We start from the raw sequence: 13,341 nt of genomic DNA on the forward strand, positions 1-13,341 counted from the left end.
GCCCCGCCACCGCGGATCAAATGGCTGGCGGGTCGCATTCTCCGGCCGCCGCTAGGGATTTCCTCTATAGCGTTCATCATCCGCAGACACCACCATATCTTCCATTGGAACCGGTTCCATACGGAGAAAAACGCACAAATGACAGATATCGTGATCGTGGCGAGCGCGTTCGGCGCCGCGCAGGTGCTTGAGCAGGGGCATCACGCCTATGTTCCCCTCGCTGCGTCGGTCGGCGCTGCCGGCTTCGAGGTGCGGCGTGAATTGTTGCCCGCTGGGCTGGACGGCACGGTATCGGCAGATGTCTTGGCTGCCCTGGGTCGCCTGGTGGCCGCATACGGCTTGTGGGCGGTCTACTCGACGCCGGCCACGCTGTACTCCCACGACGGCACGTTGGACGCGGTCGCCATTCGCGGCGCGCTGGCCGAAGCGCAAACCTTGGGCGCGCGCATCGTGAAGTTCCAGCTCGGCGGGTTTGCCGACGATGCGTCGCCGGAGGCGCTGGCTCAACTGTTGCAAGGCTGGCGCGCACGGGTGCTTGTTGAGAACGGTCAGCAGGCGGTGGGCGGGTCGCTGTCGCAGTTCCGAGGCTTATTCGCCGCATTGGAAGAGGCTGGCGCGGCCGACATGCTCGGCATGACGTTCGACGTTGGCAACTGGGAGTGGGCTGGCGAAACGCCGCTCGCATGCGCGCAGGCGTTGGCGCCGTACGTCGAATACATCCATTGCAAGAGTGTCGCGGGAGAGGGCGCGCGTCGCTTTGCCGTGGCGCCTGCGGGCAACGATGCGCGATTCGCCGCGGTACTGGCCGCGCTGCCCAGTGATGTTCCGCGCGGCATCGAATTTCCGTTCAACGCGGTCGATCCCGCCGCGGACGCCCATCAACATGTCATGTGGCTCAAGGCCGCCTGACGGTGACTCGACATCAAAGGAGCTTACGCATGTCGCATACGTTGGATGTCATCACCTACGGCGAAGCCATGGCGATGTTCGTGGCGACGGCGCCCGGGCCGCTCGCGCAGGCCACGCAGTTCACCAAGCGGATCGCCGGTGCCGATCTGAACGTCGCTGTCGGCTTGAGCCGCCTCGGTTTTCGCGTCGGCTATATGAGCCGGGTGGGGCAGGATTCGTTTGGCGAATATGTGCTGGAAACGCTGGCACGCGAAGGGATCGACGCCTCGTGTGTAGCGGTGGATCCGCAATATCCGACGGGCTTCCAGCTGAAGTCGCGCGCCGACGATGGCAGTGACCCGCGTGTCGAGTACTTTCGCAAAGGTTCGGCTGCCAGCCGCCTCTCCCGCGCCGACTATGTCGCCGACTACGTGCTCAGCGCGCGCCATCTGCATCTGACGGGCGTGGCCCCCGCAATTTCTGCATCGTCGTGCGAGCTTGCATTTCACCTTGCGAGGGAAATGCGTGCGGCCGGTGGCTCGATTTCCTTTGACCCGAACCTGCGCCCAACGCTATGGCCGTCCGCGGCGGAGATGGCGAGCACGCTGAATGCTCTGGCGTCGCTTTCCGATTGGGTGCTGCCCGGTTTGGCTGAGGGGCAGCAACTGACCGGCTATGACACTCCGGCTGACATCGCGCGTTTCTATCTGGACCGAGGGGCGCGCGGCGTTGCCATCAAGTTGGGCGCTGCCGGCGCCTACTACCAAACCGCTGATGGCGCGGAAGGTGTTGCCGACGGCGTGCGTGTGGAGCGCGTTGTCGACACAGTCGGCGCGGGCGACGGCTTTGCGGTGGGCGTAGTCAGCGCGCTGCTTGAAGGGTTGTCTGCCGAGCAGGCCGTTGCGCGCGGCAACCGGATTGGCGCGCTGGCGATCCAGGTGATCGGCGATTCCGAAGGCCTGCCGACGCGCGCTGCGCTCGAGGTACTCGAACAAACGGCCCGCCTGGGGTGCGAGCCGGAATCCATTCCCAGCGTCTAACGCAGCGTTTCGACTGCAGCCCTCGCGGGCAACGCACACCATCAAAGGAGACACGAACATGGCAACGCAACTTGCTGCGCGGCGCTGGTGGATGATCATGCCGATCGTCTTTATCACCTACAGCCTTGCCTACCTCGACCGCGCGAACTATGGTTTTGCGGCGGCGGCCGGCATCAATCACGATCTGGGGATCAGCCAGGGGCTGTCGTCGTTGATCGGCGCGCTGTTCTTCCTCGGCTATTTCTTCTTCCAGATTCCGGGCGCCATCTATGCCGAGCGCCGGAGCGTGAAGAAGCTGGTGTTCATCAGCCTCGTGCTATGGGGCTTGTGCGCCGCGCTCACGGGTGTCGTCAGTGACATCCCCTCGCTGCTGGCGATCCGGTTTGTGCTGGGCGTGGTTGAGGCGGCCGTCATGCCCGCGATGCTCATCTACATCAGCAACTGGTTTACCAAGCAGGAGCGTTCGCGCGCGAATACGTTTCTGATTCTCGGCAATCCCGTGACGGTGCTGTGGATGTCGGTGGTGTCGGGCTACCTCGTGCGCGAGTTTGGCTGGCGCCATATGTTCATCGCGGAGGGCGTGCCCGCCATCATCTGGGCCGTGTGCTGGTGGTGTCTGGTGCAGGACAAGCCCGCGCAAGCGCCTTGGCTGAGCTCCCAGGAAAAACGCGATCTGGAACAAGCGTTGGCCGCGGAGCAGGCCGCCATCAAGCCGATGCGCAACTATGGCGAGGCCTTCCGCTCGCCGGTCGTCATCAAGCTGTGCGCGCAGTACTTCTGCTGGAGCATCGGCGTCTATGGCTTCGTGCTGTGGCTGCCATCCATCGTGAAGAACGGCTCATCGCTCGGCATGGTCGAGACGGGCTGGCTGTCGGCGCTGCCGTATCTGGCGGCCACCATCGCGATGCTCGCCGCGTCGTGGGCGTCGGACAAGGTGGGGTCGCGGCGCGGTTTCGTCTGGCCGTTTCTGCTGGTGGGTGCTGCGGCGTTTGCTGCATCGTATGGACTCGGGTCAACGCACTTCTGGATGTCGTACGCGCTGCTCGTCATTGCCGGCGCGGCGATGTATGCGCCGTATGGTCCGTTCTTCGCGATCGTGCCGGAGCTGTTGCCGAAGAACGTCGCGGGCGGCGCGATGGCGCTGATCAACAGCATGGGTGCACTCGGCTCGTTTGTCGGCTCGTACTTCGTTGGCTATCTGAACGGTGCCACGGGCTCGCCGCTGGCGTCGTACGCTTTCATGAGCGCTGCGCTCCTGGCAGCCGTGGTTCTCACGCTTTGCGTCAAGCCGCAACCGCGTGACGCTTACCCGCTTGCCAACCCTGTCCCAGGAAAATGAACTGATGAAACCGCTTGTCGTTGCCTACAAGACGCTGCCTGACGATGTTGTGACCCAGTTGCGCGAGCACGTCGAACTCGTGCAGGTTGACGGTGCCGCGGCGTTGACCGAGTCGCTTGCCAACGCCGAGGGCGCAATCGGCGCGAGCCTGAAGATCACGCCTCAGATGCTCGACTGCGCGCCAAGGCTCAGGGCGTGGTCCACGATTTCGGTCGGCTATGACAATTTCGACGTGCCCGATCTCACGCGTCGCGGCATTGCGCTTGCACACACGCCGGATGTGTTGACCGAGTCGACCGCCGATACCGTGTTTTCGCTGATTCTCGCCTCGGCGCGTCGCGTGGTGGAGTTGGCCGAGTGGGTCAGGGCCGGCAACTGGCAGCGCAGCATCGGGCCGGAGCTTTACGGCACGGATGTCCAAGGCAAGACGATCGGCATCGTGGGGCTGGGTCGGATCGGTGCGGCGTTGGCTCGCCGTGCCGCGCTGGGTTTCCGGATGCGTGTGCTTTACACGAACCGGCATCCGCATCCCGAGGCCGAAGCGCAGTACGGCGCGCGCCGCGTGACGCTCGACACATTGCTGGCCGAATCGGATTTTGTGTGCTTGCAGGTGCCACTGACGCCCGAAACGCACCACCTCATCGGCGCGACGGAACTGGCAAAGATGAAGCCCGGTGCGATCCTCATCAATGCTTCGCGTGGCCCCGTCGTCGACGAGGCGGCGCTCATCCAGGCATTGCGCAACGGCACGATCCGCGGCGCGGGGCTCGATGTGTTCGAGCACGAACCGCTGCCGGCCGACTCGCCGCTGCTGGCGATGAAAAACGTTGTGGCATTGCCCCATATCGGCTCCGCAACGCACGAGACTCGGCACGCCATGGCGCGCTGCGCGGCCGACAACCTGATCAAGGCGCTGGCCGGTACGTTGCGTGAGAACCTGGTCAATCCGCAGGTGCTGGAGCCCGCTCGCGCCCAGTGAGCCGCGTGCCGGGATTGCGCTATGATCCTCGCACCCTGGCGCCGGCCCCTCGCGCCGACGGCCCGTTCTGAAGCGCATCGTGACTGATTCCCCATCCTCTTCCTCGCGCCCTGCGACCATCACCGACGTGGCCCGCGAAGCGGGAACCGGCAAGACCAGCGTGTCGCGCTATCTGAACGGCGAGATGCAAGTCCTTTCGGAAGATCTGCGACAGCGCATCGAAGCCGCCATCCAGCGGTTGAACTACCGGCCCAACCAGATGGCGCGCGGTCTCAAGCGCGGCCGCAACCGGCTGCTCGGCATGCTCGTGGCCGACCTGACCAATCCTTACACGATCGAAGTCCTGCAGGGCGTCGAGGCCGCTTGCCACGCGCTGGGCTACATGCCGCTCATCTGCCACGCCGCAAACGAGATCGAGATGGAGCGCCGCTTCGTTCAATTGCTGACGACGTACCGGGTCGAAGGCCTGATCGTCAATGCGCTCGGGGCAGAAGAGGCTGTGCTGCGACCCTTACGGGGTGGCGGTATTCCCGCTGTGCTGGTGGATCGCACGGTCGAAGGGTTTGACGCCGACCTCGTGGGGCTCGACAACTGCGGCGCCGTCAGCCTAGGCGTGCAGCATTTGGTGGAGCATGGTTTCGATGCCATCCAGTTCATCGTGCAGCCGTTTGAGCAGGTCAGTTCTCGGCGTGAGCGCGAACGCGCTTTTCGGGAGGCGATGGCAGCACGGGGGCGTTCGGTGCCGCCCACGGTGGTGCTGGACCCTAACGATCAAGCTTCGGTCGAGCGGGCGCTGGCCGAGATCGACACGCGTGTCGATGCGGTGTACCAGCGTGGCGGAGAACGACTGGCGCTGTTTGTTGCCAACGCGCCGGTTGCGCTCATCGTTGCACGGCATCTGCACACGCAGTTCGGCGCAGCCTGGCAGGAGCGTGCGGCGCTGTTGTCGATCGACGATCCGGAATGGGCGGAGTTGATCGGCATCACCACGATCCGGCAACCGACATACGACATCGGTTACAAGGCCGTCGAATTCGTGCATGAACGCATCGAAGGTGCGAGCGGCGATGCCCGTGTCGTATTGCTGCCCGGTACGCTCGTCGAACGTGCCTCGACGGCGCAATCGGCTCAGGCTGCGTCATGACGTTGCACCTCTACCTCGCGGGGCCAGATGTTTTCCGTCCCGAGCCCGTGGCGCACGGCGAAGCCCTTAAGGCGCTGTGCGCTGAGTTCGGCTTCATCGGGCTGTATCCGCTTGACAACACGATCGCCCCGCAGGCTGACGGCGCCGCGACCGCTGCGGAGATCTATCGCCAGAACATCGCGCTGATCGATTCAGCTGACGCCGTGCTCGCCAACGTAGCGGACTTCCGCGGCCACGAGCCCGATTCCGGCACGTGCTTCGAAATCGGCTACGCCATCGCCCGCGGCAAAGACGTGTGGTGCTATCACGTGCCCGCCGCGCCGCTCCTGGCGCAGGTGCCGAATACAAACGGCAACGATGCGGACGGCTGGGCCGTGGAAGATTTCGGCTTGCCGCGCAACCTCATGATCGCGTGCAGTTGTCACCTCGTCGTGGGCGATGTGCGCGCGTGCCTGGAGCGCATGCGGGCGCACTACGCATAGTCGCGCGCTGGATATGCGTATGCGGATTGCTTCCTTCAAGGCGGTAGGCGCCGTCCGTATAGTGCGTGCACCGGATGGCGTCTCCGACGCGAGGCAAACGCATGAAGCTCGACGATCTGCATCAACTTCCCGACCTGACGCATCTGCTGGCTGAGTTGGCGGCAACCGCTGCGCAGCGTGACCAGCACGGGGGTCATGCCGCGCACGAGAAGGCTGCGATTGCGCGAGCGGGCCTGCTGCCGCTGTTAATTCCCACGCAATACGGCGGAAGCGGCGTCAGTTGGGCCGATGCCTTTGCCGCAGTGCGCGCCATCGCCGCAGTCGACAGCTCCCTTGGGCACCTGCTCGCTTTCCAGTATCTGCAAACCGCAACCGTCTATCTGTACGGCTCCGACGCGCAGCGCGAACGCTTCCTGCGTCCGACCGCCGAGCTGGGCTGGTGGTGGGGCAACGCCGTCAATCCGCTCGACCATCGCCTGCGTGCGCAGCGCTCGGGCAGCGGCTGGCTGCTCGATGGCGAAAAGGGTTTCTGTTCCGGCACGCTCGGCTCCGACGTGATGGTCGTGTCTGCCCACGACGCGGCCAGCGGCAACCCCGTTGTGGCGGTGGTGCCGACAGCGCGCTACGGCATCACGGTGCGGGATGACTGGCATCCGATCGGGCAGCGCCAGACCGACAGCGCCTCCGTGCAATTCCGGCATGTGCAGGTCAGCGAAGATGAAGTGCTGGTGCGCCCCGAGGCCGTCCTCACGCCATCTCAAACCCTGCGTTCGTGTATCGCGCAAAACGTACTGGTCAATCTCTACACCGGCATTGCGGCAGGCGCGCTGGACGAGGCGCGCAAGCACACGCTGCAATCGTCACGGCCGTGGATCACTTTGGGCGTGGAGCGCGCGGCGGACGACCCGTACCAAATTCACCGCTTTGGCGAGATGCGCGTGCAATGGCTGGCTGCGGAAGCGCTGGCCGATCGCGCCATCCAGCGGTTGGACCGCGCATGGCGCAAAGGCGCCGCGCTCAGCGCCGAGGAGCGTGCCGAAGTGTCGCTCGCTACGGCCGAAGCCAAGGTATTGGCACATCGCGCCGCATTGTTCGTCGCCCAGGAATTGTTCGAGGCGACGGGCGCACGCTCGACCAAGGCCGCGCTCGCGCTGGACCGCTTCTGGCGCAACGCGCGCACGCATACGCTGCACGACCCGCTCGACTACAAGCTGCGCGCCATCGGCCGCTACGCGCTGGAAGGCATCCTGCCCGACGCCACCATCTACGGCTAAGCGCCTATCGATCTGCACATTCCTTCGTTGGCACGCGGCGGGGCCGAGCGGTGTAATGTGAAATTCGTCTATTGCCGCGCGCTTACATCATGTCCGACGCCGTTGTTGCCGCCGTTGTTGCCACGGATGCTCCTGCCGTTCACACGGCCCGATTCCACATTCGCCGTCTGCCCGACGCGCCGCTCGGCGCAGAGGTGCTGGGCCTGCGCGAAGCAGCCGATTTGTCTGACGCAGACATCGCCGCCATCCGCCAAGCCTGGCTCGCGCATGACGGCCTGCTGGTTTTCCGTGACGTCGAATTCACGCCGCAGGCACACGTGGCGTTCAGCCGCCGCTTCGGCCCGCAGCAGGTGCATGTGCTGAACCAGTTTCACCTGAGCGGCTATCCGGAAATCCTGGTCGTCTCCAACGTGGTCGAGAACGGCAAGCCGATCGGCTTGGGCGATGCAGGGCGGGATTGGCATTCAGACCTTTCGTACAAGCCGCTGCCGAGCCTCGGTTCGATGTTGCTCACGCGCGAGTTGCCGGAAGAGGGCGGCGACACGCTGTTCGCCAACATGGTGCGCGCCTACGAAACGCTGCCGGCCGATCTCAAGCGCATCATCGAAGGCCGCCGTGCGGTGCATTCGTATGTGTATCGCTATGAGCGATTGCGCGCGCTGTCGACGTGGCGTCCGCCGCTCACGCAAGCGCAGCGTGATGCCGTGCCGCCGGTCGATCACCCCGTTGTGCGCACGCATCCGGAAACGGGCAACCGTGCGCTCTTCGTCAACGAAGGGTTCACGTCGCACATCCTGGGTTTGCCGGAAGACGAGAGCACCAGCGTGCTGGAGCAACTCTTCGCCCACAGCGTCCGCGCCGACAACGTCTACACGCACCAGTGGCGCCCCGGCGACATGCTGTTCTGGGACAACCGCTCCACCATCCACTTCGCGCCGGGCTGCCCAGACAAGTATCGGCGCACGCTGCATCGCACCACCATCGAAGGCGACGTGCCGGTTTAGGCGCGCTTCGTCTACAGCCCGGCCTCGGCGAGGCGGGCATCGATGCTCGCCAGCGTCAACGTCTGTGCAAACAGCCGCGCGAGCGATTGGCTCGCATACTTCGGCACCTCGTCCGCCGTGGCCCAGCGGTATGCGTCCATCTCGGGGATGAGTCGGCCGGTGTGATAGCTGTTGAACATCGATGTGCAGGTCAGCGTGTCGAGTGCGACTTCGGGGCGGCGCAGGCGTGCGGCGAACAGGTGCAACTCCTTGTCGCGGCGATATGGAAACCGGCCCAATTCGATCAGCGCATGGCTGTCGAGCACGAGGCCGGTCTCCTCGCGTGTCTCGCGCAGGGCGGTGTCGCGATGGTCCTCGCCGGGGTCCGGCGCGCCCTTGGGGATGTCCCAGTGGCGCGTCTCGGTGGCGTGGGCGAGGAGCACTTCACCGTCTTCGTTGAGCAGCACGAGGCCGCAGGATAGGGCGATCGGCATGCTATTTGGCTCCGCGGCGTTGGGTGATGCGCGCCGTCAGCAATTGATGATTTGGACTGAACAGCCTGCGATAGGCCAGCAGCACGGCCACGACCGTCCCAAGCCCCGAAGATGCCGCCAGCAGGAACATGATGACGATCTGGTAGCGCACGGCCTCCAGTGGAGACTGTCCCGCCAGCACCTGGCCCGTCATCATGCCGGGCAAGCTCACCACGCCCACGACGGTCATCTGGTTGATGATCGGTGTCATGCCGGCGCGCACGGCGGTACGTGCTGCATTGCGCGCCGCTTCCCAGCGCGTGCCGCCCAGCGCCAGGATGGTCTCTACCTGATCGCGCGTGGCAGTCAACTCGCCGGTCATGCGCTCCAGGGCCAGGCCCACGCCGGTGAGCGTATTCCCAAGAATCATCCCCATGATCGGGATGGCGTATTGCGGCTCGTACCACGGGCGCGCATGCAGGACGACCACCAGACCGATCGCGCCGATCAGCCACGTGCTGCCGAAGACTGACAACGTTCCGTCCAGCCGCAAGCCCCCATAGCTGCGCGCGCCGCGGCTGCCGGTCGCGTGCCCGGCAATCAGCGTCATGACGGCCACGATGCCGAGCACCACCGCCCAATGCGCATGGGCGAAGACCCATTCGAGCACGAAGCCTACCGCCAGCAATTGCACGACGGTGCGCACGGCGGCCCACGCCAGGCGTCGCTCCAGCCCAAGCCCCAGGCTGATCGACAGCGCGCCGTTCACGAGGATCAGCGCGGCCGCAATGCCGACCTGCCAGGCGGAGAGCGAGAGGTCCTGCCCGCTCATCGGGTGGGCTCCGTGTCGAGCGTCCCGGCAACCATCTTCCAGTGCTGCCGGCCGATGCGCGCCGCTTGCGCCGGATCGTGCGTCACCCACATCCACGCATGCCGGTCTGGCGCCTGCGCAAACCAATGCTGCAGCAGCGCTTCAATCGCCCGCGCAGAGGCGGGGTCAAGAGCCGCCGTAGGCTCGTCGAGCAGCAGGACGGTCGGCCCTGTCTGTAGCGTGCGGACCAGCGCTGCGATCTGCGCTTCACCGCCGGAAAGATCGGCGGCGTTCTTGTCGAGAAAGGTCGCGTCGCGCTCCGCACCCGCAAGCAGGGCGATGGCGGCGTCGCGCTCGAAGCCCTTGCCGTGGCGCCGCACCCGCAGGTGATACGGCATGTGCAGGTTGTCTCCGACCGTACCGGGCAGAAGCGCGGGGCGCTGACGCACGTACGCCACGTGACACCGATAGGCGGGCACCGCGCGCGGGCTGATGACCTGACCATGCCATGTCACCTGCCCGTCATCGAGCGGATCGAGCAGCGCCAGCGCGCGCAGCAGCACGCTCTTGCCTGCGCCGGATGGCCCGGTCAGCGCGATCCGGTCGCCGGCCTGCACAGAGAACGTGGCCGGTTCCAGCAGCGTGATACCGGTGCGTACATCGCGGCGTTGGAGGCGGGTGGCGGCCAGCATGGTCGGACGAGTGTGTTGCGGACGGTACGGCATCAATGCGCCGCTTTTATGCATTATGCATATGAGCGCCGGGCACAGGCCTTCCTCCGTAATCGTAGGCGTGTGAGTGAACGCGCGCGCCACCTCCGCGTCGTGACGCCATCCGCGTGCCATGCGGAATCGCCCTTAGCCCAAACGTATCAGCCCGAATGCGCTCTCCAGTGGCCGATGTCAGACGAATCCGACATGCCATTCAGCGACGGGCGGCTCGCCATTTGCGCATACGGGGCATAGGATCGAAACATCACTAGAAGAAGCGATGGAGGGCGCCATGGAGACCGACAAAGTGCAAGTTGCCCACCCGTGGTGGCAGCCGGGAGTCTTTGCATCTGCGCCGGCAATTTTCCTTTGGATCTGCGCCGAATTGCCTCCCGATATGCTCGGCGCCATTTTCCATGCGGGTACGTCGCCCGATTCTCTTCGGCATGTTGGGGACACGCTCTTCGTGATCGGCTGGAGCGCCAGCGGCGTGCTGATGTGGCAGGGCCGGCGGCGTGGCGTGCATGGTGCCGAGATGGCCGCGCAGCCGCTCCAAGCCGAGGCCAGCCCCGCTGGGCAACCGCACGGGCTCGCCGGGTTGCGCCAGAGCATGGCGCGCCGGTGGGAGCGTATGCGTCATCCGATCCCGCTGCACTGATATTGCGCCGCCGCAAACGAGAAAGGCCGGATCGTTCCGGCCTTTTTGCTGGGCATGTCGTTCTCAGGAAGTTCAGGAGGTGCTGCCCGGGATGATCTCGTCCGTATCCCTGTCAGACGCCGCCGTTGAAGGGCTCGCGTCTTTGCCTTGCGCTTCCTGCCATTTCTGGTAGCCCCACCAAGCGGCGCCGGCCACGATGCCCACCTTGCCGAGCTTGCGTGTGATCCGGCCGATCACGGTGCGGCGCAATGCTGCATACGCGAGCGACAGCGCGGTGCCGACCAGCGGATACTCGCGTGCAATACCCAGTGTTCGCATCAGACTGTTCGGCCGCGCCAGCGGGCGGATGACGCTCGGCAGCAACGCCCCGAGCCCGCCCAGGCTGAACGTGCGGCTGGTAGCGCGATGTACATCGTTGCGGGCTTGGGCGTAGTCGTAGCGCTCCAGCGCGGCGCGCGTCAGCAGCAATTCCTTGCGAACGCTCAACGGGAGACGGGTTTCAGCGCCGCGGCGCGACGGCCGCACATGATGTCGCGCGCTCGATGCGGGTTCGTTCACGGATGTGCTGGGCGACGGGGCATGTTGGGTCGAATCGGTCATCGGCGCAGGATCTCCCGGTCTTTGTCGATTTCGGCAAGCGTGGCCTCGAACAGGGGCGGTGCGTTGCGCAGCAGCGAGCGCACCTTCCACAGGCACGCTGCCGCGCCCAGCGCATACAGCGCTGCCATCACGGCAAGAGACTGCCAGCGATATGTATCCCAGCAGAGAATGACCACCAGCGCGGTCAGCGTCATGATGGACAGGGCGATCAGGCTTACGGCCAGCATGCCCAGGAAGGCGGTGCCGAGCAGCCGTTCTTTTTCTTCAGCCAGCTCGACGCTCGCCAGCTCGAGCCGCGTCTGCAGCATCGAGACGACCGTGCCGGCCAGTTTCTTCATGGAAGCGAACAGCTTTGGGCTGGTGTCGTCGGTCATGAGGTATGGAAAGGGGGTGCGAGGCAGATGGCGTTTATTGCCAACACAGCACGCGCCATGCCCGGAATGGAACCGCCAAAATGCAACTGGCCGATGGCGCGATCCACAGGGTGCGCGCCATCGGCCAGAAAGGGTGCTACGGGTTACTTACGATTGAGCAGCAGGCCGATCAGCAGGCCCACGCCGGCCGCGACGCCCACGGCTTGCCACGGATGATCGTGGACGTAGTCGTCGGTAGCGCGTGCGGCAGCCTTGCTCTTGTGGACGACCGCGTCTTGCAGGTCCTGCGCTTTTTCCTTGGCTTGGCGGAGCATGCCCATACCGCGCTCGCGCAGTTCCGCGGCTTTTTCGCCGCTGGTGGACGCAGCTTGTTTGAGCAGGGTTTCAGCGTCGGACAGTACAGTCTTCACGTCGGTCATCAGTTTCTCCTTATTGACGGAATCGGCCAGGTTGGGGGAAGTGTTTGTCATGGTCGGGTCCTCGGTGTCGGCGGGTAGTTCAATCGTCAATATGTCGACGCGCTTATTCGCTAGCATATGTGTGGGCGCCGCGAAACTTCAAGCGCTCGCGTCGCGCGCACTGCGATGGATCAAGGCTTTGGTCATTGTCCGGCAATGTGCGCACGCCTTCCACCCTGTTGCCAGCAAATGCCGCGCCTAATGACGAAAAGTGATGTTGTTGTGAATTTATAGTCGTTTTGGTTGGATGGCAATCTGGCTATAGTGGTTCCCAATCTGTGTATGGAGGACACGATGTCTCTACGTTTGGGCGATATCGCCCCTGATTTCGAGCAGGATTCCAGTGAAGGCCGCATCAAGTTCCATGAGTGGCTGGGCAATAGCTGGGGCGTGCTGTTTTCGCACCCGGCCGATTACACGCCGGTCTGCACCACCGAACTGGGCCTGACCGCCAAGCTGAAGGACGAATTTGCCAAGCGCAATGTCAAGGCGATTGCGCTGTCGGTCGATTCGGTCGAGTCGCACAAGGGCTGGATCAACGATATCAACGAGACGCAGAACACGAGCGTCAACTTCCCGATCATTGCCGACCCCGATCGCAAGGTCTCGCAGCTGTACGACATGATCCATCCGAATGCGAGCGAGACTTTTACGGTGCGCTCGCTGTTCGTGATCGATCCGAACAAGAAGATTCGCCTGACGATTACGTATCCGGCGTCGACGGGGCGCAATTTCAATGAAGTGCTGCGCGTGATCGACTCGCTGCAGCTGACCGACAACCACAGCGTCGCCACCCCCGGTAACTGGCAAGACGGCGACGACGTGGTCATCGTGCCGTCGTTGAAGGATGAGGAAGTCCTCAAGCAGAAATTCCCGAAGGGCTACAAGGCAGTGCGGCCGTATCTGCGCCTGACGCCGCAGCCCAACAAGTGACCGTCTCCTTGGTAGTGTGATTGCCGCCCGGCCTTGTGCCGGGCGTTTTTTGCGTTGGAACCGGCTCAGGACCGCGCTGCGCGGGCCGATCCTGGCCCTGTGATGCCCGCCGTACCCATGGTCGGCTGCGCTTGTCGGACCGACCTCGGCCCGCTCGCTACGGATCCTGAACCGGTTCTCAGGCAAACAAAACCG

At 64.5% G+C, this 13,341-nt stretch carries 16 protein-coding genes; 10 read left to right on the forward strand and 6 right to left on the reverse strand.

From position 1 onward, the window contains the following. Positions 1-138 precede the first annotated feature (138 nt). The 8 genes from FUT88_RS17480 to FUT88_RS17515 all read left to right on the forward strand — a co-directional run bounded on the left by FUT88_RS17480 (position 139) and on the right by FUT88_RS17515 (position 8,150). Positions 139-909 carry a sugar phosphate isomerase/epimerase family protein gene (locus tag FUT88_RS17480; protein ID WP_147216966.1) on the forward strand — a complete coding sequence of 257 codons (771 nt, stop codon included), beginning with the start codon at positions 139-141 and terminating at the stop codon, positions 907-909. Between the two features lie 29 nt (positions 910-938). Continuing rightward, positions 939-1,928 (forward strand): sugar kinase, encoded by a 990-nt coding sequence (locus FUT88_RS17485; RefSeq protein ID WP_147216968.1) that lies wholly within the window; start codon positions 939-941, stop codon positions 1,926-1,928. A 58-nt stretch (positions 1,929-1,986) separates the two neighbouring features. Continuing rightward, positions 1,987-3,267 carry an MFS transporter gene (locus tag FUT88_RS17490; protein WP_147216970.1) on the forward strand — a complete coding sequence of 427 codons (1,281 nt, stop codon included), beginning with the start codon at positions 1,987-1,989 and terminating at the stop codon, positions 3,265-3,267. A 4-nt stretch (positions 3,268-3,271) separates the two neighbouring features. Next, a complete protein-coding gene (locus FUT88_RS17495) occupies positions 3,272-4,246 on the forward strand; it encodes an NAD(P)-dependent oxidoreductase (RefSeq protein WP_147216972.1) in 975 nt (324 codons plus the stop codon). Positions 4,247-4,325: 79 nt separating this feature from the next. Beyond that, entirely contained in the window at positions 4,326-5,390 is a 1,065-nt protein-coding gene (locus FUT88_RS17500) for a LacI family DNA-binding transcriptional regulator (protein ID WP_147216974.1), read from the forward strand. Beyond that, on the forward strand, positions 5,387-5,872 hold the full coding sequence (locus FUT88_RS17505; RefSeq protein WP_147216976.1) for a nucleoside 2-deoxyribosyltransferase: 486 nt from the start codon (positions 5,387-5,389) through the stop codon (positions 5,870-5,872). The genes FUT88_RS17500 and FUT88_RS17505 overlap by 4 nt, the downstream gene beginning before the upstream one ends. A 101-nt stretch (positions 5,873-5,973) precedes the next feature. Further along, entirely contained in the window at positions 5,974-7,146 is a 1,173-nt protein-coding gene (locus FUT88_RS17510) for an acyl-CoA dehydrogenase family protein (protein WP_147216978.1), read from the forward strand. An 89-nt stretch (positions 7,147-7,235) separates the two neighbouring features. After that, a complete protein-coding gene (locus tag FUT88_RS17515; RefSeq protein WP_147216980.1) occupies positions 7,236-8,150 on the forward strand; it encodes a TauD/TfdA dioxygenase family protein in 915 nt (304 codons plus the stop codon). An 11-nt stretch (positions 8,151-8,161) separates the two neighbouring features. On the opposite strand, the gene FUT88_RS17520 is transcribed toward FUT88_RS17515, so the two are convergent. Genes FUT88_RS17520 through FUT88_RS17530 form a run of 3 tightly spaced genes read right to left on the reverse strand, consistent with a single transcriptional unit; the run spans position 8,162 to position 10,105 of the window. Continuing rightward, complete coding sequence (locus FUT88_RS17520; protein WP_147216982.1) at positions 8,162-8,623, reverse strand: NUDIX hydrolase; 462 nt, start codon at positions 8,621-8,623, stop codon at positions 8,162-8,164. A 1-nt stretch (position 8,624) separates the two neighbouring features. Beyond that, the gene (locus tag FUT88_RS17525) at positions 8,625-9,434 is read right to left on the reverse strand and encodes an ABC transporter permease (protein ID WP_147216984.1); all 810 of its coding nucleotides are present in this window, start codon (positions 9,432-9,434) and stop codon (positions 8,625-8,627) included. Continuing rightward, positions 9,431-10,105, reverse strand: coding sequence for an ATP-binding cassette domain-containing protein (locus tag FUT88_RS17530; RefSeq protein ID WP_147216986.1), 675 nt, complete (start codon positions 10,103-10,105; stop codon positions 9,431-9,433). Before FUT88_RS17530 ends, FUT88_RS17525 begins: the two co-directional genes overlap by 4 nt. 310 nt (positions 10,106-10,415) lie before the next feature. On the opposite strand from FUT88_RS17530, the gene FUT88_RS17535 reads away from it, so the two are divergent. Further along, entirely contained in the window at positions 10,416-10,781 is a 366-nt protein-coding gene (locus FUT88_RS17535) for a hypothetical protein (RefSeq protein ID WP_147217001.1), read from the forward strand. 72 nt (positions 10,782-10,853) lie between these two features. On the opposite strand, the gene FUT88_RS17540 is transcribed toward FUT88_RS17535, so the two are convergent. From FUT88_RS17540 to FUT88_RS17550, 3 genes are all read right to left on the reverse strand, one after another. Next, positions 10,854-11,381: a DUF3318 domain-containing protein gene (locus tag FUT88_RS17540; protein WP_147216988.1), complete on the reverse strand. Its 528-nt coding sequence runs from the start codon at positions 11,379-11,381 to the stop codon at positions 10,854-10,856. Continuing rightward, positions 11,378-11,755 carry a phage holin family protein gene (locus FUT88_RS17545; RefSeq protein ID WP_147216989.1) on the reverse strand — a complete coding sequence of 126 codons (378 nt, stop codon included), beginning with the start codon at positions 11,753-11,755 and terminating at the stop codon, positions 11,378-11,380. Before FUT88_RS17545 ends, FUT88_RS17540 begins: the two co-directional genes overlap by 4 nt. Positions 11,756-11,898: 143 nt before the next feature. Continuing rightward, positions 11,899-12,225 carry a YqjD family protein gene (locus FUT88_RS17550; RefSeq protein WP_004629476.1) on the reverse strand — a complete coding sequence of 109 codons (327 nt, stop codon included), beginning with the start codon at positions 12,223-12,225 and terminating at the stop codon, positions 11,899-11,901. Between the two features lie 282 nt (positions 12,226-12,507). Here FUT88_RS17550 and FUT88_RS17555 point away from each other — a divergent pair, with 282 nt between their 5' ends. Further along, positions 12,508-13,146 (forward strand): peroxiredoxin, encoded by a 639-nt coding sequence (locus FUT88_RS17555; RefSeq protein WP_147216991.1) that lies wholly within the window; start codon positions 12,508-12,510, stop codon positions 13,144-13,146. The last annotated feature ends 195 nt before the right edge of the window (positions 13,147-13,341 follow it).

It is taken from the genome of Ralstonia sp. TCR112 (assembly GCF_007997035.1).
Lineage (GTDB): Bacteria > Pseudomonadota > Gammaproteobacteria > Burkholderiales > Burkholderiaceae > Ralstonia > Ralstonia edaphi.

What these genes read in the sequence shown, in the direction of transcription:
- FUT88_RS17525 (WP_147216984.1), bottom strand. Translation starts at nt 9,434, where the DNA reads ATGAGCGGGCAGGACCTCTCGCTCTCCGCCTGGCAGGTCGGCATTGCG.
- FUT88_RS17485 (WP_147216968.1), top strand. Translation starts at nt 939, where the DNA reads ATGTCGCATACGTTGGATGTCATCACCTACGGCGAAGCCATGGCGATG.
- FUT88_RS17535 (WP_147217001.1), top strand. Translation starts at nt 10,416, where the DNA reads ATGGAGACCGACAAAGTGCAAGTTGCCCACCCGTGGTGGCAGCCGGGA.
- FUT88_RS17540 (WP_147216988.1), bottom strand. Translation starts at nt 11,381, where the DNA reads ATGACCGATTCGACCCAACATGCCCCGTCGCCCAGCACATCCGTGAAC.
- FUT88_RS17555 (WP_147216991.1), top strand. Translation starts at nt 12,508, where the DNA reads ATGTCTCTACGTTTGGGCGATATCGCCCCTGATTTCGAGCAGGATTCC.
- FUT88_RS17545 (WP_147216989.1), bottom strand. Translation starts at nt 11,755, where the DNA reads ATGACCGACGACACCAGCCCAAAGCTGTTCGCTTCCATGAAGAAACTG.
- FUT88_RS17490 (WP_147216970.1), top strand. Translation starts at nt 1,987, where the DNA reads ATGGCAACGCAACTTGCTGCGCGGCGCTGGTGGATGATCATGCCGATC.
- FUT88_RS17510 (WP_147216978.1), top strand. Translation starts at nt 5,974, where the DNA reads ATGAAGCTCGACGATCTGCATCAACTTCCCGACCTGACGCATCTGCTG.
- FUT88_RS17550 (WP_004629476.1), bottom strand. Translation starts at nt 12,225, where the DNA reads ATGACAAACACTTCCCCCAACCTGGCCGATTCCGTCAATAAGGAGAAA.
- FUT88_RS17515 (WP_147216980.1), top strand. Translation starts at nt 7,236, where the DNA reads ATGTCCGACGCCGTTGTTGCCGCCGTTGTTGCCACGGATGCTCCTGCC.
- FUT88_RS17530 (WP_147216986.1), bottom strand. Translation starts at nt 10,105, where the DNA reads ATGCTGGCCGCCACCCGCCTCCAACGCCGCGATGTACGCACCGGTATC.
- FUT88_RS17520 (WP_147216982.1), bottom strand. Translation starts at nt 8,623, where the DNA reads ATGCCGATCGCCCTATCCTGCGGCCTCGTGCTGCTCAACGAAGACGGT.
- FUT88_RS17495 (WP_147216972.1), top strand. Translation starts at nt 3,272, where the DNA reads ATGAAACCGCTTGTCGTTGCCTACAAGACGCTGCCTGACGATGTTGTG.
- FUT88_RS17480 (WP_147216966.1), top strand. Translation starts at nt 139, where the DNA reads ATGACAGATATCGTGATCGTGGCGAGCGCGTTCGGCGCCGCGCAGGTG.
- FUT88_RS17505 (WP_147216976.1), top strand. Translation starts at nt 5,387, where the DNA reads ATGACGTTGCACCTCTACCTCGCGGGGCCAGATGTTTTCCGTCCCGAG.